The sequence below is a fragment of the Streptomyces sp. NPDC002265 genome, assembly GCF_040296125.1.
GTDB lineage: Bacteria > Actinomycetota > Actinomycetes > Streptomycetales > Streptomycetaceae > Streptomyces.
Window position 1 is genome coordinate 1 of sequence record NZ_JBEOWS010000233.1, and the last position, 15,520, is coordinate 15,520.

16 protein-coding genes and 1 pseudogene are annotated in these 15,520 nt (G+C 71.7%); 5 read left to right on the top strand and 12 right to left on the bottom strand.

Annotation, left to right across the window (positions count from 1 at the left end):
- Nucleotides 1–77: 77 nt before the first annotated feature.
- Nucleotides 78–914, bottom strand: a pseudogene (locus ABT085_RS31535) (serine/threonine-protein kinase); the annotation flags it as partial.
- Between the two features lie 195 nt (nt 915–1,109).
- Nucleotides 1,110–1,958 (bottom strand): menaquinone biosynthetic enzyme MqnA/MqnD family protein, encoded by an 849-nt coding sequence (locus ABT085_RS31540; protein WP_351615516.1) that lies wholly within the window; start codon nt 1,956–1,958, stop codon nt 1,110–1,112.
- 297 nt (nt 1,959–2,255) lie between these two features.
- On the opposite strand from ABT085_RS31540, the gene ABT085_RS31545 reads away from it, so the two are divergent.
- Nucleotides 2,256–2,459 carry a cold-shock protein gene (locus ABT085_RS31545; RefSeq protein ID WP_037627265.1) on the top strand — a complete coding sequence of 68 codons (204 nt, stop codon included), beginning with the start codon at nt 2,256–2,258 and terminating at the stop codon, nt 2,457–2,459.
- Nucleotides 2,460–2,628: 169 nt separating this feature from the next.
- On the top strand, nt 2,629–3,354 hold the full coding sequence (locus ABT085_RS31550; protein WP_351615519.1) for a class I SAM-dependent DNA methyltransferase: 726 nt from the start codon (nt 2,629–2,631) through the stop codon (nt 3,352–3,354).
- Between the two features lie 9 nt (nt 3,355–3,363).
- Here ABT085_RS31550 and ABT085_RS31555 read toward each other — a convergent pair whose 3' ends face one another.
- Nucleotides 3,364–5,286: an AMP-dependent synthetase/ligase gene (locus ABT085_RS31555; protein ID WP_351615522.1), complete on the bottom strand. Its 1,923-nt coding sequence runs from the start codon at nt 5,284–5,286 to the stop codon at nt 3,364–3,366.
- Between the two features lie 348 nt (nt 5,287–5,634).
- Between ABT085_RS31555 and ABT085_RS31560 the strand changes: the two genes are divergently transcribed.
- Entirely contained in the window at nt 5,635–6,540 is a 906-nt protein-coding gene (locus ABT085_RS31560; RefSeq protein ID WP_351615525.1) for a MaoC family dehydratase, read from the top strand.
- Here ABT085_RS31560 and ABT085_RS31565 read toward each other — a convergent pair.
- The 8 genes from ABT085_RS31565 to ABT085_RS31600 all read right to left on the bottom strand — a co-directional run bounded on the left by ABT085_RS31565 (nt 6,537) and on the right by ABT085_RS31600 (nt 13,431).
- Nucleotides 6,537–7,337: a TetR/AcrR family transcriptional regulator gene (locus ABT085_RS31565; protein ID WP_351615528.1), complete on the bottom strand. Its 801-nt coding sequence runs from the start codon at nt 7,335–7,337 to the stop codon at nt 6,537–6,539. The two genes, ABT085_RS31560 and ABT085_RS31565, sit on opposite strands and share 4 nt — an antisense overlap.
- A gap of 99 nt (nt 7,338–7,436) precedes the next feature.
- Nucleotides 7,437–7,760: a DUF4229 domain-containing protein gene (locus ABT085_RS31570; protein ID WP_351615531.1), complete on the bottom strand. Its 324-nt coding sequence runs from the start codon at nt 7,758–7,760 to the stop codon at nt 7,437–7,439.
- Nucleotides 7,761–7,859: 99 nt separating this feature from the next.
- Nucleotides 7,860–8,384 (bottom strand): GNAT family N-acetyltransferase, encoded by a 525-nt coding sequence (locus tag ABT085_RS31575; RefSeq protein ID WP_351615534.1) that lies wholly within the window; start codon nt 8,382–8,384, stop codon nt 7,860–7,862.
- Between the two features lie 140 nt (nt 8,385–8,524).
- Entirely contained in the window at nt 8,525–9,688 is a 1,164-nt protein-coding gene (gene mqnE, locus ABT085_RS31580; protein WP_152892288.1) for an aminofutalosine synthase MqnE, read from the bottom strand.
- Nucleotides 9,689–9,748: 60 nt separating this feature from the next.
- On the bottom strand, nt 9,749–10,204 hold the full coding sequence (locus ABT085_RS31585) for an Lrp/AsnC family transcriptional regulator (RefSeq protein WP_152892286.1): 456 nt from the start codon (nt 10,202–10,204) through the stop codon (nt 9,749–9,751).
- Nucleotides 10,205–10,296: 92 nt separating this feature from the next.
- Nucleotides 10,297–10,944, bottom strand: a complete 648-nt coding sequence (locus ABT085_RS31590) for a UbiX family flavin prenyltransferase (RefSeq protein ID WP_351615538.1) — start codon at nt 10,942–10,944, stop codon at nt 10,297–10,299.
- Between the two features lie 136 nt (nt 10,945–11,080).
- Complete coding sequence (gene mqnP / locus ABT085_RS31595; protein ID WP_351615541.1) at nt 11,081–11,983, bottom strand: menaquinone biosynthesis prenyltransferase MqnP; 903 nt, start codon at nt 11,981–11,983, stop codon at nt 11,081–11,083.
- Nucleotides 11,980–13,431, bottom strand: coding sequence for a menaquinone biosynthesis decarboxylase (locus tag ABT085_RS31600; protein ID WP_152892284.1), 1,452 nt, complete (start codon nt 13,429–13,431; stop codon nt 11,980–11,982). Before ABT085_RS31600 ends, mqnP begins: the two co-directional genes overlap by 4 nt.
- Before the next feature lie 88 nt (nt 13,432–13,519).
- Between ABT085_RS31600 and ABT085_RS31605 the strand changes: the two genes are divergently transcribed.
- Together ABT085_RS31605 and ABT085_RS31610 are read left to right on the top strand one after the other, a co-directional pair.
- Nucleotides 13,520–13,918, top strand: a complete 399-nt coding sequence (locus ABT085_RS31605) for a PLD nuclease N-terminal domain-containing protein (RefSeq protein ID WP_351615544.1) — start codon at nt 13,520–13,522, stop codon at nt 13,916–13,918.
- Nucleotides 13,919–13,929: 11 nt separating this feature from the next.
- Nucleotides 13,930–14,382 (top strand): hypothetical protein, encoded by a 453-nt coding sequence (locus tag ABT085_RS31610; RefSeq protein WP_351615547.1) that lies wholly within the window; start codon nt 13,930–13,932, stop codon nt 14,380–14,382.
- Nucleotides 14,383–14,427: 45 nt separating this feature from the next.
- Here the strand turns inward: ABT085_RS31610 and ABT085_RS31615 are convergent, their stop codons facing one another.
- A complete protein-coding gene (locus tag ABT085_RS31615) occupies nt 14,428–15,195 on the bottom strand; it encodes a CDP-alcohol phosphatidyltransferase family protein (RefSeq protein WP_351615550.1) in 768 nt (255 codons plus the stop codon).
- Between the last annotated feature and the right edge of the window lie 325 nt (nt 15,196–15,520).

A 15,520-nucleotide genomic window follows, 5' to 3' on the forward strand; every position in this document is an offset into this window, starting at 1 on the left:
GGTAGACCCGTCGCGTCAACCGTTCCGTATCCGCTTCGTACTCAGCCATGGCGTTGCTCACCGGCCCAGTATCCCGACGGCAGCCAGCCGCCCGCCATCAGCCGGGCCGCGCCGTCCGGTGCGAGCCGGCGGGCCACCTCGCGGGGTGCCGGACGCTCGCCCGGCGTCTTGGCCAGGCACGCCTGCGCCGTCGCGCGCAGGTCGCCCTCCAGGCCGTCCAGGAACGGCTCCTCGTGGACGACCTTGTAGAGCAGCGCGGCCGAGGAGTCCCCGGGGAACGGCGGCTCGCCGGTCGCCGCGTACGCCAGGACCGCGCCCAGCGAGAAGACGTCGGCGGCGCCGGTGACGCCGCCGCCGAGGATCTGCTCGGGCGCCATGTAGCCGGGTGAGCCCACGGAGACGCCGGTCGAGGTCAGTGAGGCGGTGCCGTCGGTCGCCCGGGCGATGCCGAAGTCGATGAGCAGGGGGCCGTCGAGGGTGAGCAGGACGTTCGACGGTTTCACGTCCCGGTGCACCAGGCCCAGGTCGTGCACCGCGGCCAGCGCCTCGGCGAGGCCCGCGGTCAGCGCCCGTACGGAGTGCTCGGGCAGCGGGCCGCCGTCCGCCACCGCGGCCGCCAGGGACGGGCCCGCCGCGTACGCCGTCGCCACCCAGGGGACCGGCGCGGACGGGTCGGCGTCCAGCACCGAGGCGGTCCAGGCGCCGCCGACCCGCCGGGCGGCCTCGACCTCGCGCCGGAAGCGGGTACGGAACTCCTCGTCGAGCGCGAGGTGCGGGTGCACGATCTTGACCGCGACCGTGCGGCCACCGGCGCTGCGGCCCAGGTAGACCCGGCCCATCCCGCCGGATCCGAGCCGGCCGAGCAGGCGGTAGGGCCCGACGGCAGTGGGCTCGTCGGCTGCGAGCGGCTGCATGATGTCCGCCTCTCCCCCGTAGGACACAGCAGCAGATTAGGGCCTGTCCGGCGGATCAGGCCCCGGACGCGGGGCCTGGCACGGCATCGTTGCTTTCCGCGCCTCGGTCCGCCGGACAGGCTTTCCCGCGGCTCGGTCCGCCGGGCAGACGCTGGTGCGCGGCCGCCGCCCGCGGCCCCTGCCGCCGGCGGGGCACTACGGCTGGAGGAGGTCCACCTTCACGTCCGCCGGGAAGCCGGTCGTCGGGCCGACCCGGCGGGCGAACTCCGTGACCGCCGCGAGCTGCGGGTCGCCGAAGCGGAAGTCGAGCGTGGTGAAGTACTGCTCCAGGACGCGCTCGTCGAAGGCCTCCCAGCGGGCCGCCTGCTCGGCGACCTTGCCGACCTCCTCCAGGGAGAGGTTGCGGGAGGCGAGGAACGCCTCGTGCACCTGGCGCGTGATGAGCGGCTCGCGCTCCAGATAGTCCCGCCGGGCCGCCCAGACCGCGAAGACGAACGGCAGGCCCGTCCACTCCTTCCACAGCGCGCCCAGGTCGTGCACGGCGAGGCCGTAGCGCGGGCCGTCCAGCAGGTTGGCGCGCAGCGCCGCGTCGCCGATCAGGACCGCGGCCTCCGCCTCCTGCATCATCAGGCTGAGGTCGGGCGGGCAGCTGTAGTACTCCGGCTGGACGCCGAAGCGCTCGGCCAGCAGCAGCTGGGCCAGCCGGACCGAGGTGCGCGAGGTCGAGCCGAGGGCGACCCGGCGGCCGTCGAGCTGGTCCAGCGGAACCTGGGAGACGATCACGCAGGACATCACCGGGCCGTCGCAGCCGACGGCGATGTCGGGGAAGGCGACCAGGTCGTCCGAGTGCTTCAGGAACTCGACGAGGGTGATGGGCCCGATGTCGAGGTCCCCCTGCACCAGCTGCTCGCTGAGCTTCTCCGGGGTGTCCTTGGTGAGCTCGAAGTCGAGAAGCGTGCCTGTTCTCGCGAGCCCCCAGTACAGGGGCAGGCAGTTGAGGAACTGGATGTGGCCGACACGCGGCCGGGTGCGAGGATTGTCCACATCGGGAGGCTAGACCCTGGACCGAGCCGGACAGCGGGCACCCCCGCGAGGACGTTTTGTCAACCTCATCCGATCGGCTTCAAACGTCCGAGTGACGTGATCTTGACCTCTATTGCATTCAGCCTGCCCCGTGCTAGGCTCGCCGCAAGTTGCAGTTTGGTTTCCCTTGCAGTACAGAGCCTGCGGAGCATGTGACCGCGGGCTCTAGTCGTTTTCAGACGTATGCAGTTGTGCGGCACAGTTTTCACACTTGCAGGGTTCTGGAGCAGGGCGACCCTTTGGGCCCAAGGAGGGCTTATGGCTACCGGAACCGTGAAGTGGTTCAACGCCGAAAAGGGCTTTGGCTTCATCGCCCAGGAAGGCGGAGGCCCCGACGTCTTCGTCCACTACTCCGCGATCAACGCCAACGGTTTCCGTTCGCTCGAGGAGAACCAGTCGGTCTCCTTCGACGTGACCCAGGGCCCGAAGGGTCCGCAGGCGGAGAACGTCACCCCGCTCTAAGCCTTAGGCTCTTCGAGCCCGAAGCTTTGATTCGGATCAGATAGCAGTACCCAAGGAGCCCCACGCCATCCGGCGACGGGGCTCCTGCCTTTTGCCCGGGGCGCACCCCGCACGACCGTTCACGGCCGGCCGGTCCGGTTGTCAGTGGCGCCCGCTACGGTCCCCGGCCATGACCTCCGAAGCCACCACGCCCCCTGTGTCCGGCACCGAGACCGGTACCGGCAGCGACACCGACACCGACTTCCTCGCCACCACCCGCACCTTCTACGACGCCGTCGCCGAGGACTACGCCGACCGCTTCCGTGAGGAGCTCGCCGGCCGGCCGCTGGAGCGGGCGATCCTCGCCGTGTACGCCGAGCTCGTGGGCGACCGCGGTCCGGTGGTGGACCTCGGCTGCGGGCCCGGCCGGACCACGGGGCACCTCGCCCGGCTGGGGCTCTCGATCTCCGGCCTCGACCTGTCGGAGTCGATGCTCGCCATCGCCCGCCGGGAGAATCCGGGACTGCGTTTCGAGCAGGGCTCGATGCTCGACCTGGACCTCCCCGACGGCGCCCTCGCCGGGGCGCTCTCCTGGTACTCGTCCATCCACACGCCGCTGGACCGGCTCCCCGGCCTGTTCGCGGAGTTCCACCGTGTCCTGGCCCCCGGCGGCCATCTGCTGATCGCCTTCCAGGTGGGCGACGAGCCGCGCCGCCACGACCGGCCCTGGGGTCACCCGGTGGCGCTGGACTTCCGGCGGCGGCGGCCCGAGCTGATCGCCGGGCTGCTGGCGGACGCCGGTTTCGTACCGCGTTCGCGGACGGTGCGCGAGCCCGACCCCGCGCTCGCGGAGTCGGTCCCGCAGGCCTTCCTCATCGCCGACAAGCCCCAGGTGGCGGCGAACGCCGCGGAGTAACCGCGCCCCTCAGCCCGGATACAGCCCCTCCACCTCGCGAGCGAAGTCCCGCATGACCGCCTCGCGGCGGAGCTTCATCGACGGGGTGAGGTGGCCTGCCTCCTCCGTGAAGTCGACGGGCAGGACGGCGAAGCGGCGGATGGATTCCGGCCGGGAGACCAGTCGGTTCGCCTCGTCCAGCGCGCGTTGCAGGATCGCCCGCAACTCGTCGTCGTCGACGAGGAGTTCCGGCGGGACCGGGTGCTTGCCGTTCATCCGGCGCCAGTGGGCGACGCCGTCCTGGTCGAGGGTGATCAGCGCCGTGACGTAGGGACGGGCGTCGCCCAGGAGCATGCAGTGCGAGATCAGGGGGTGCGAGCGCAGCCAGTTCTCCATGGGCGCGGGGGCCACGCTCTTGCCGCCCGCGGTGATCAGCAGTTCCTTCTTGCGGCCGGTGATGGTGAGGTAGCCGTCGTCGTCGAGTTCGCCGATGTCGCCGGTGGCGAGCCAGCCGTCCGGGGCCGCGGGGACGACACCGCCGGCCGCCGGGTCCCAGTAGCCGCGCAGCACGTGGTCGCCGCCGAGGAGGATCTCGCCGTCGGCGGCGACCCGGATGCGGGTGCCGGGCAACGGCCAGCCCACGGTGCCCAGCCGGGGTCTGAGGGGCGGGGTCACCGTCGACGCTCCGGTGGTCTCGGTCAGCCCGTAGCCCTCGAAGATCTCGATGCCGGCGCCCGCGTAGAACGCGGCCAGGCGGCGGCCCAGCGGGGAGCCGCCGCAGATGGCGTAGCGGACGCGGCCGCCCATGGCGTTGCGGATGCGGCGGTAGACCAGGGGGTCGTAGAAGGCGCGGGCCGCCTTCAGCGCGGTCGACGGGCCGGGGCCGGTGCCGGTCTGTCTGGCCTCCAGGGCCTCGCCGTAGCGGCGGGCCACGGCCGCCGCGCGGTCGAACGAGGACAGCCGGCCGCCCGCCTCCGCCCGCGCGCGGGCGGTGTTGAAGATCTTCTCCAGCATGTACGGGATCGCCAGCAGGCAGGTCGGCCGGAACTCGGCCAGGTCCGGCAGCAGGTCCTGCGGCTTCAGGCTCGGCGCGTGGCCCAGGCGCACCCGGGCGCGGACGCAGGCGATCGCCACCATGCGGCCGAAGACATGGGACATGGGCAGGAAGAGCAGGACGGAGACCTCCTCCTTCATCCCGGCCCGGAAGATCGGGTGGAGCAGTTCGATGGCGTTGTCGACCTCGGCGAAGAAGTTGCCGTGGGTCAGGACGCAGCCCTTGGGCCGGCCGGTCGTGCCGGAGGTGTAGATCAGGGTGGCCAGGGTGTCGGGGACGAGCACTCCCCGCCGTACGGCCACCTCCTGGTCCGGCACCTCCTCGCCGAGTTCCACCAAGCGGTCCAGATGGCCCTTGTCGATCACCCACAGGTGCTTGAGGTCGGGCAGCCGCTCCAGTTCCGGGCCGAGCGCGGCCGCCTGGGCGGCGGTCTCGGCGACCAGGGCGACCGCGCCGGAGTCCTGGAGGATCCACCGGGTCTGGAAGACGGACGAGGTGGGGTAGACGGGGACGGTGACCAGGCCGGCGGCCCAGGCGGCGAAGTCGAGCAGGGTCCACTCGTAGCGGGTCCGGGCCATGACGGCGATCCGGTCGCCCGGCACCAGGCCCTCGGCGATCAGCCCCTTGGCCACCGCCTGCACCTCGGCGGCGAACCCGGCCGCGGTCACGTCCTGCCAGGGCCCGTCGCCCCCGGCCCGGCGGCTGAGGACGACCGCGTCCGGCGCCGCCTCCGCGTTCTCGAAGGGCAGGTCGGCGAGGGACCCGTGGGTCACCGGCGGGGCGAACGGCGGTACGTATGCCTCCCGTACGGCACCGTTCAGCCGCCGCGTCTCGGGCTCCACGAGCTGCGGCCCTGCGGCGTCGGCGAACGCGGCGGAGGTCGGAAAGGGAGTGGACACGGGCGGCTCCTGTGGCGTGCAGCGGTGAGACTGCTTGCTGCATACGTACGTGCCTCGCGCACCGAGGCGTTCACCGGCGAGGGCCCGCGAAGAGGGGGTTACCGGCGGTCAGGCAGGAAGCGTACGAGGCTCCTGTGATGAGGCTGTGCCGGTTACGGGTCGGTCCGGGGCCAGGGGTGTGCAACATCGGCAATGACGTGAGGAACGTTCACGTCCCGTGCGCGACGGCGGGTCCGGCGTCGGACCCCAGGGTCTCGCCCCATCCCTCTTCCCCCTCCCGACCTAGACTTACCTGCGGTAACCTTACTCCAGAGTAAGCATTTTGGACCCGGACGGGGAGTGGGAGACATGACCGACCGCACCGCGCGCGTCGCCGGCCCCGCGCCCGGCCTGCTCCTCACCCGCTCCCCCGCGCTCGCCCCGCTGCTGGCCCGCGGCACCCTGCTCTCCGCCTTCCGGCACCCGGCCCCCGACGCCTCGTTCCCGCGCACCCGCCTGGTGCTGCCGGACCTGCGCGTCGACCTCGCACGTCTGACCGCGTACGAGCGGGTGTGCGGCTTCGCCACCGGCGAGCACGCGCTGCCGATCACCTACCCGCACGTCCTGGGCTTCCCGCTGGCGATGCGGCTGATGAGCGGCCGGGACTTCCCGCTGCCGCTGCCGGGCCTGGTCCACACCTCGATCGAGATCGTCCGGCACACCGCGCCGCCCGCCACGGGCGCCTACGAACTCAGCGCGTACATCGCGGGATTGGCGCCGCACCGACGCGGCACCGAGGCCATCGTGGTGACCGAGGCGCGGGCCGGCGGCGCCGTCGTCTGGGAGTCGCGCAGCACGTATCTGGCGCGGCACCGCACGGCCGGCCCCACCCCCGCGTCACGGCCGTCCGACGGCGGGCCGGGCCCGGATCCGCTCCCCGTGGTCGCCGAGTGGCGCCTCGCCGCCGATCTGGGGCGGCGCTACGGTGCCGCCTCCGGCGACCGCAACCCCATCCATCTGCACCCGCTCGCCGCCCGCCTGTTCGGCTTCCCGCGCACCGTCGCGCACGGCATGTGGACGGTGGCCCGCTGCCTGGCCGCGCACGGCACCGCGCCCTCCGCCCGGGTGCGGGCGGAGTTCCGGTCACCGGTGCTGCTGCCCGAAACCGTGCAATACGCGGCGGCGGGCGGACACTTCGAACTGAGGGGAGCGGACGGACGCGTCCATGTGCGCGGGCAGGTGGACCCGTGGGCGCCCGGCCCGGATGTGAGCTAGTGCCCCGGGTGGCCGGGGTCCGTGGGTGACCACGGGCGCCCCTCCATCAGGTTGCCCAGGCCCGCCCAGGCGAAGTTCATCAGGGTGGCCGCGGCCTGCCGGGCCGAGACGCCCTCGGTGGTGTTGGCCCAGGCCGCCAGGGACTCGGCGGCTCCGACCAGGGCCTCGGCGAGCCCGGCCGCCTCGCGCTCGGGCAGATCGGGGCCGGGGGCGGGCTCCGGCCGGTCGAGGGCCGGTCCGTCGAGGTCCCGCCCTTCGCGGTTCGGCCCGACGAGGTCCCGCCCGTCGCGGTCCGGCCCGTCGGAGGTCCGGGGGCGGCCGCTCGCACCGGCGCAGCCGAGAGACCCCGGACGGGCCTCCCGCGCGGCGGCCTCGATCAGCCGGGTCACGAACGCGACGATCTCCTCGCGCATCGCGGTGACCTCGGCGGCGAACCGCTCCCCGTGCGTACGGGCCTGGAGGTGCAGCACGGACCAGGCGTCGGGGTGCTGCGCGGTGTGGGTGAAGAACGCCCGCAGCCCGTCCCAGAGCTGACGGTCCGCGCCCAGCCCCGGCCGCACCCCGGACTGCACGGCCTCGGTGAGCGCGGCGGCCTCGCGGCGGATGCAGGCGGTGAAGAGGTCTTCCTTGGAGTTCAGGTACAGATAGACCAACGGCTTCGACACACCGGCGACTTCGGCGATCTCGTCCATCGACGCGGCCATGTAGCCCCGTTGGCCGAAGATCCGCACAGCGGCGTCCAGCATCTGCTGCTCACGGACCGCACGCGGCATCCGCTTGGTCTTCACGGCACCCATGGGGAAAGGATAGTTGGGCGCCACAGCCGTCCGGTGGGACGCGACACCCGGGTCGCCCGGCAGGCTGCTCGCCGAGCGGCGGACCGCCCGGGACCTGTCCTAGGAGGCCTGGCGCTGCGCGCCGGAGGCGTCCTGCGCGAGGTCCGCCGCGGCGTCCACCGCGTCGTCCTCCTGGGACCGGCTGGACTCGAGGTTGGCCTTCATCCGGTCCACTCGTCCGGCGACCTGGACGGAGGCGCGGTCGCGCTCCTTGCGCAGCACCACGAAGCTGATGGGCGCCGAGACCACCAGGGCCAGCAGGGCGACCCACATGAGGTTGGAGCCGCCGAGGCCGTGCGGGACGGCACCGGCGTAGACGAGGCCCCAGACGACCACGAAGCAGCCCGCGAAAATGCCGAGGCGCATCAGCGTGTAGCGGAGCATCTCAATCCACTCTTCCGTCTCGAATACTTCCGAACGTCCCATAGGGCATCGTCCAGTGAAGCATGCCGGGTCCCCGGCCTCACCGGCGGGGCCGGGCAGTCACAGCAGGGGCAGCAGCATGGTGATGTCGTCGCGGTCGTCCCCCGGTGCCACCCGGATCGCACCGGGCACCCGCCCGACCTCCTTGTAGCCGCAGGAGCCGTAGAACCGCTCCAGGCCGTTGCCGCCGCGGCAGGTGAGCCGGATCGCGTCGATGCCGGCGAAGGTGCGGGCCGAGTCCGCGGCGGCCTCGAGCAGGTCGCGGCCGTACCCCTTGCCCTGGTGCCGCGGGTGCACCATCACCGTGTACAGCCACACCCAGTGCTTCATCAGCCGGTGGGTGTTGAAGGTGAGGAACGCGGTCGCGGCGACGTCCCCCCGCTCGTCGCGCCCGACCAGCAGCCGGGTGCGGCCCTCGGCCATGGCCACGAAGTGCCTGACGAGCTCCGGGCGTATGTCCTCGCGCACCACGGGCGGCACGAAGCCGACGGAGCCGCCCGCGTTGGAGACTTCGGTCCACAGGTCGAGGACGCCGTCGCGCAGGGCGGGATCGACGGCGGGATCGAGAGTGAAGGTAAGGGACATGCGGGGAGTGTACCTATTACCAGATCTCATCCGGATGGTCGCCCGGGCACGTTTTCGACACTCCCCGGCCCCGCCGTCCCGCCCGTCGCAGGTCGCGGCCGGCACCCGGCGACAGGTGCCGGCCGGCCGCCGCCGGCGTCTCAGACCCGCATCGGCTGGGGGGACTCGCGGCGCGCCGGGTCCGGTCCGTCGTACTCGCGGATGATCTCGTAGCGCGTGTTGCGCTCCACCGGGCGGAAGCCCGCGTCACGGATCAGGTCGAGCAGGTCGTCCCGGGTGAGCTTGTTCGGCGTGCCGTAGTTGTCGGCGTCATGGGTGATCTTGTACTCGACGACCGAACCGTCCATGTCGTCCGCGCCGTGCTGCAGGGCGAGCTGGGCGGTCTGCACCCCGTGCATCACCCAGAAGACCTTCACGTGCGGCACGTTGTCGAACAGCAGCCGGGAGACCGCGAACGTCTTCAGCGCCTCGGCACCGGTGGCCATCTGGGTACGCGCCTGGAGGCGGTTGCGGACCTTGCCGTCCTTCATGTCCACGAAGTCGTGCTGGTAGCGCAGCGGGATGAAGACCTGGAAGCCGCCGGTCTCGTCCTGGAGCTCACGCAGCCGCAGCACGTGGTCGACCCGGTGGCGGGGCTCCTCGATGTGCCCGTACAGCATCGTGCACGGGGTCTTCAGACCCTTCTCGTGCGCGAGCCGGTGGATGCGCGACCAGTCCTCCCAGTGGGTGCGGTGGTCGACGATGTGCTGCCGGACCTCCCAGTCGAAGATCTCGGCGCCGCCGCCGGTCAGGGACTCCAGACCGGCGTCGATGAGCTCGTCGAGGATCTCGGAGGCGGTCAGCCCGGAGATGGTCTCGAAGTGGTGGATCTCGGTCGCCGTGAAAGCCTTCAGCGAGACGTTCGGCAGGGCGGCCTTCAGCTCGCGCAGGGAGCGCGGGTAGTACCGCCACGGCAGGTTCGGGTGCAGCCCGTTGACGATGTGCAGCTCGGTGAGGTTCTCGCCCTCCATCGCCTTGGCGAGGCGGACGGCCTCCTCGATGCGCATCGTGTACGCGTCCTTCTCGCCCGGCTTGCGCTGGAAGGAGCAGTACGCGCAGGACGCGGTGCACACGTTCGTCATGTTGAGATGACGGTTGACGTTGAAGTGCACGACGTCGCCGTTCTTGCGGGTGCGCACCTCGTGCGCGAGACCGCCGAGCCACGCCAGGTCGTCCGACTCGTACAGCGCGATGCCGTCCTCACGGGTGAGCCGCTCACCGGCCCGGACCTTGTCCTCCAGCTCGCGCTTGAGCCCGACGTCCATGTGTTTCTGCCTCTCCCTTTCGACCTGCCGACGAACCCTGCCAACCGTACGCCCGAGGTCCTAGACCTCTTCCGGCAGCTCACCCACCCGGTTCTCCCACTTCGTGGACAGCACGATGGTGGTACGGGTCCGGGAGACGCCCTTGGTCCCGCTGAGCCGGCGGATGATCCGCTCCAGGCCGTCCACGTCACTGGCACGCACCTTGAGCATGAACGAGTCGTCGCCCGCGATGAACCAGCAGTCCTCGATCTCGCCGAGGTCCTTCAGCCGCCGGGCCACGTCCTCGTGGTCGGCCGCGTCGGACAGCGAGATGCCGATCAGCGCGATGACGCCGAGGCCGAGGCTGGCGGCGTTCACGGTGGCGCGGTATCCGGTGATGACACCGGCCGCCTCCAGCCGGTTGATGCGGTCGGTGACGCTGGGTCCCGACAGGCCGACGAGGCGTCCCAGCTCCGCGTAGGAGGCCCGGCCGTTCTCCCTCAGGGCCTGGATGAGCTGCCTGTCCACCGCGTCCATGCGATCGAAGCCTTCCGCTGAATGGGTCCGGGCGGGCCCGGACCTCCCGAAGTCGAGGATGGTGCTGGTACTGCCTGGCCGCCGTGGGCCGCTCAGGCCGGGCGGGAACCGCCGAGCTCGCCCTGCCAACGGCGGTAGAGGGTGTGCCCGACGCCGGCCGCGTCGAGGACCCGGCCGGCCACGAAGTCCACCAGGTCCTGGATGTGGGTGGCGCCCGCGTAGAACGCCGGGGAGGCCGGTACGACGCTGGCGCCCGCGTCGTCCAGGGCGACCAGGTGCCGCAGGGTCTGGCCGTTCAGCGGGGTCTCCCTGACGGCCACGACCAGGCGGCGGCGCTCCTTGAGCGTGACGCTCGCCACCCTCTGGAGCAGGTCCTTCGACAGACCGAGCGCGACCCCCGCGACACACGCCGTCGAGGCCGGCACGATCAGCATCCCCTTCGCCGGGTACGACCCCGAGGAGGGGCCCGCGGCCAGGTCTCCGGCGTTCCAGTAGCGCACCCCGCCGAGGTCCGTCGCGAAGGTGTCCGGCTTGCCGTCCGCGCCGAGCGCCAGCCAGTCCCGCAGGTCGTCGCGCCAGTGCGCGTCCCGGAAGGAGATACCGGTCTCGTCCAGCAGGGTGAGCCGGGAGGCCCGGCTGACGACCAGATCGACGCTCTCGCCCGCGGCGAGCAGCGCACGCAGGACGGCGGCGGCATACGGCGTACCGGACGCCCCTGACACCCCCACGATCCAAGGCACGCGCTGTGTTTCTCCTGCGTTCACACCTTGAGCGTACCGGTGGAACGGTTGGTGCTCAGGACCGGTCCGCCACCTCCGGATCCACCGGAGGCGGCGCGTGCCGATCGTGCGAGCGCCGGGCCGGGCCGCACCGTGCTCAGACGGTCAGACCCCGGACCAGGAGATCGAGGAGCGCGCACACGAACAGGGCGATGCCGATGAAGCCGTTGACCGAGAAGAACGCCCGGTTCAGCCGGGACAGGTCGTTCGGCCGGACGATGGTGTGCTCGTAGAGGAACGCGCCCGCGACGATCACCAGGCCCAGCCAGAAGAACGCGCCCGCGTCCGTGGCCAGCGCGTACCAGACGAACAGTGCCGTCGTGATCGCGTGGCAGGCGCGCGCGCCCCGGATCGCGGCCGGGATGCCGAAGCGGGCCGGGACCGACCTGACGCCGATCTCCCGGTCGGTCTCGACGTCCTGGCAGGCGTAGATCAGGTCGAAGCCGCCGATCCAGATGCCGACGGCGAGACCGAGGATCACCGCGTCCCACGACCACTCGCCGGTGATCGCCAGCCAGCCGCCGACCGGGCCCATCGCCTGGGCCAGGCCCAGGATGGCCTGCGGGAAGTTCGTGAACCGCTTGCCGTAGGGGTAGACCACCATCGGGATCACCGCGATGGGCGCCAGGGCCAGGCAGAGCGGGTTGAGCAGGGCCGCCGAGCCGAGGAAGACGACCAGGGCGATCAGGGCGCCCGTCCAGGCGTGCCGCACCGACATCGCGCCGGTCACCAGCTCGCGGTGGGCGGTCCTCGGGTTACGGGCGTCGATCTCGCGGTCGATGATCCGGTTGACCGCCATGGCGAAGGTGCGCAGGCCCACCATGCAGACGGTGACCAGCAGCAGCCGGCCCCAGTGGATGTTCCCGTCCAGCTCGAACATCGCGGTCAGTGCGGCGATGTAGGCGAAGGGCAGGGCGAAGACCGAGTGCTCGATCATCACCAGGCGCAGGAACGCCTTGGTGCGTCCCGGCTGCGGGATCGCCGCGGAGGCGCTGCTCACAGTCCGTATTCCTTCCAGCGGCGGTCCACCAGGGCCGCCGTATCGGGGTCCGACAGGACCATCTCCGGCCATCCGCCATCCCTCGTGTAGCCCTCCTCGGGCCACTTCCGGGTCGCGTCGATGCCCGCCTTGCCGCCCCAGAACTGCTGGTAGGAGGCGTGGTCGAGGTGGTCGACGGGGCCCTCGGCGACCGTGAGGTCACGGGCGTAGTCGGTGTTGCCCAGCGCCCGCCAGGCGACCTCGTGCAGGTCGTGCACATCGCAGTCGGAGTCGACGACCACGATCAGCTTGGTCAGGGACATCATGTGCGCGCCCCAGACGGCGTGCATCACCTTCTGGGCGTGCTTGGGGTACTTCTTGTCGATCGAGACGATCGCGCAGTTGTGGAAGCCGCCCGCCTCGGGCAGGTGGTAGTCCACGATGTCCGGGACGATGATCTTCAGCAGGGGCAGGAAGAAGCGTTCCGTCGCACGGCCGAGCGGCCCGTCCTCCGTCGGGGGCCGCCCCACGACGATCGACTGGAGCAGCGGACGCTTGCGCATCGTCACGCAGTCGATCTTCAGCGCGGGGAAGGGCTCCTGCGGGGTGTAGAAGCCGGTGTGGTCGCCGAAGGGGCCCTCGGGGAGCATCTCGCCCGGCTCCAGCCAGCCCTCCAGGACGACCTCGGCCTGCGCCGGGACCTGGAGCGGGACGGTCTTGCAGTCGACCATCTCGATCCGCTTGCCCGCGATGAACCCGGCGAAGAGGTACTCGTCGATGTCACCGGGCAGCGGCGCCGTGGACGCGTACGTCACGGCCGGCGGGCAGCCGAACGCGATCGCTACCGGCAGCCGCTCGCCGCGCCGGGCCGCCACCTGGTAGTGGTTGCGGCTGTCCTTGTGGATCTGCCAGTGCATGCCGATCGTGCGCCGGTCGTGGCGCTGGAGGCGGTAGAGACCCAGGTTGCGGATCCCGCTCTCCGGGTCCTTGGTGTGGGTCAGCCCCAGGTTGAAGAAGGAGCCGCCGTCCTGTGGCCAGGTGAAGAGCGCGGGCAGCCGGTCGAGGTCGACGTCGTCGCCGTGCAGGACGACCTCCTGCACGGGGGCGTCCTTGACCTTCTTCGGCGGTACGTGCGTCATCGCGCCGAGCTTGCCGAACGCCTCGCGCACCCCGACGAACCCGTGCGGCAGCTCGGGCCGCAGCAGGCCGCCGATCTTGTCGGAGATCTCGCCGTACGACTTGAGGCCGAGCGCCTTCAGCAGCCGCCGGTCGGTGCCGAAGACGTTCATCGCGAGGGGCATGTCGGAGCCCTTCACGTTCTCGAAGAGCAGCGCCGGGCCGCCCGCCTTCTGGACCCGGTCGACGATCTCCCCGACCTCCAGATACGGGTCGACCTCGGCCTTGACGCGCTTGAGGTCTCCCTCGCGCTCCAGGGCCCTGAGCAGGGAGCGAAGATCGTCGTAAGCCATGCGGTCCAGTATCCGGCACGGGCTACTCTGACCCCGTCACCGGGGCCCCGTGCCGCCCCGCCGTCGCTCACTGGGGGATCGTTCGACCATGCTCAGGTATCTGCCGTTCCTGCTGGTGCTGGCCCTGTGGATCTACGCCTTCATCGACTGCCTGAACACACCCGAGGAAGAGGTCAGGGGCCTGCCCAAGGTGGTCTGGGTCATCATCATCCTGCTCTTCGGCGAGGTGCTGGTCGGTCCGATCGCCTGGCTGGTCGCGGGCCGCAACCGCGGGGTGCCCGCCGGCGGCTCCACCCCTTCGGAATGGCACCGCAACCACCGGACGACGTTCGTCGCGCCCGACGACAACCCCGAGTTCCTCAAGTCCATCAAGGCCGAGAACCGCAAGGACGAGGCGCTGCTGAAGGACTGGGAGGCGGACCTGCGGCGGCGCGAGGAAGAGCTGCGCAGGCGCGAGGAGCAGACCCGGTCCGACGACGAGTCCTGACGGGGCATCGGGTGACCAGGGTACGGAAGTGGGCGCTCGTCGCCGTCGTGGCGCTGCCGGTGGCCTTCCTGGGCTGGGGGGCCTGGTCGTTCGCCGCGGCTCTCCGGAGTGACCCCATGGCCCAGGAGCAGAGCGTCCCGTGCGAGGACGCCATGCGCTTCGTGGACCGCGACGGGCTGCCCGAGGGGGCCCACGACGCGAAGTGCACCGCGCTGAGCTGGCTGGACACCCAGTACACGGTGCGGTTCACGATCGCGCGGCCGAAGCTGGACGCCTGGCTCAAGGAGTCCTATCCCGGCACCCGGCTCACGGCGCAGGAGTGCGGCGGGGAGCCGGCGACCGACGTCTGCGCGCACATCGAGCTGAACCCGCCGGCCCACGGCGGGGCGGTGGCGATCGACATCGGCGTGCGGTACGCCGCCGCCTCTACCGCGGTCGTCGAGTTCTCGCCCTTCGACGTGTGACCGGGCCGGGCGCCCGCGCCGCCCGGCCCGCAGGTCCCGCCCGGGTCAGCGCAGCCGGGACGACGACAGGATCGACAGCAGGTGGGCCGGGACCATCACCCAGGTGATGACGGCGAGCGCGCCGAGCACCCAGCGGGTCGGTTCGATCCCGCCCGTCGCGGCGTCGGCGACGGCCGCGACCAGCAGGACCAGGGACGCCTCGATGCCGTTGGTGACCCGGTGGATCTTGAAGGCGGCGGCCAGGCGGCGGACGGTGGCGACGCCCTGCGAGCGCGGCCGGGTCGCCTCGTCGTCGGCGACGGCCAGCCCGCGCCGGGCGCGTGCCACGTCCACCAGGTCGGTCGAGGCCTTCAGCAGGACGACGCCGAGGGCGGCGGCTATGCCGACCGAGAGCCAGCCGCCGAACCCCGACTCGGCGGCGCGGTAGCCGGCGCCCGCGAACAGTGCCGCGTCCGCCAGATAGGCGCCGAGCCGGTCGACGTAGATGCCGGTCGCGCTGTTCTGCCCCTTCCAGCGGGCGACCTCGCCGTCGGCACAGTCGAAGAGCAGGAAGAGCTGCATCAGGACCACCGCGAGGACCGCGCCGGTCAGGCCGGGGATCATCAGCGCCGCGCCGGAGGCGACCCCGCACACCACCATCGTCCAGGTGAGCTGGTCCGGGGTGACGGGGGTGCGCACCAGCTGGCGGGTCAGCCGCAGCGAGATCCTGCGCATGTACAGCCGGCCCGCCCAGTGCTCGCCGTTGCGGCTCGCCAGCTTGGCCTGCGGCTGGCAGACCTCGCGCAGCTCCTCCAGAACCGGCGCAGCAACCATGGAACTTCCCTCCCGAGCGGGCCCAACTGCCGCTGACGCGGCAATGATCGGGCCAGGGTACAGACCGGGTTCCCGCGGCTTTGCCCAGGGCTTGCCGGGCGGGGGCCTCCCGGTCGTTGCCCCGGCGTCCCGGTCCCAGCAGAGTGGAGCGATGGATCCCCGGCAGAGTGAACGCATGGACCCGCCGTCCGCCGCACCTGTGGACCCGTCGTCCGCAGAACGCATGGACCCCTCGTCCGCCCGCGCCTGGCTCGCCACCGCCCTCGCCGAGGCGCGCGCCGGTCTCGCCGAGGGCGGCATCCCGATCGGCGCCGCCCTCTACGGC

Coding starts and splice junctions, on each gene's coding strand:
- ABT085_RS31615 (WP_351615550.1), bottom strand. CDS start 15,195: ATGGTTGCTGCGCCGGTTCTGGAGGAGCTGCGCGAGGTCTGCCAGCCG.
- ABT085_RS31560 (WP_351615525.1), top strand. CDS start 5,635: ATGACCGACCGCACCGCGCGCGTCGCCGGCCCCGCGCCCGGCCTGCTC.
- mqnE (WP_152892288.1), bottom strand. CDS start 9,688: ATGGACGTCGGGCTCAAGCGCGAGCTGGAGGACAAGGTCCGGGCCGGT.
- ABT085_RS31600 (WP_152892284.1), bottom strand. CDS start 13,431: ATGGCTTACGACGATCTTCGCTCCCTGCTCAGGGCCCTGGAGCGCGAG.
- ABT085_RS31575 (WP_351615534.1), bottom strand. CDS start 8,384: ATGTCCCTTACCTTCACTCTCGATCCCGCCGTCGATCCCGCCCTGCGC.
- ABT085_RS31565 (WP_351615528.1), bottom strand. CDS start 7,337: ATGGGTGCCGTGAAGACCAAGCGGATGCCGCGTGCGGTCCGTGAGCAG.
- ABT085_RS31585 (WP_152892286.1), bottom strand. CDS start 10,204: ATGGACGCGGTGGACAGGCAGCTCATCCAGGCCCTGAGGGAGAACGGC.
- ABT085_RS31605 (WP_351615544.1), top strand. CDS start 13,520: ATGCTCAGGTATCTGCCGTTCCTGCTGGTGCTGGCCCTGTGGATCTAC.
- ABT085_RS31545 (WP_037627265.1), top strand. CDS start 2,256: ATGGCTACCGGAACCGTGAAGTGGTTCAACGCCGAAAAGGGCTTTGGC.
- ABT085_RS31570 (WP_351615531.1), bottom strand. CDS start 7,760: ATGCTCCGCTACACGCTGATGCGCCTCGGCATTTTCGCGGGCTGCTTC.
- ABT085_RS31550 (WP_351615519.1), top strand. CDS start 2,629: ATGACCTCCGAAGCCACCACGCCCCCTGTGTCCGGCACCGAGACCGGT.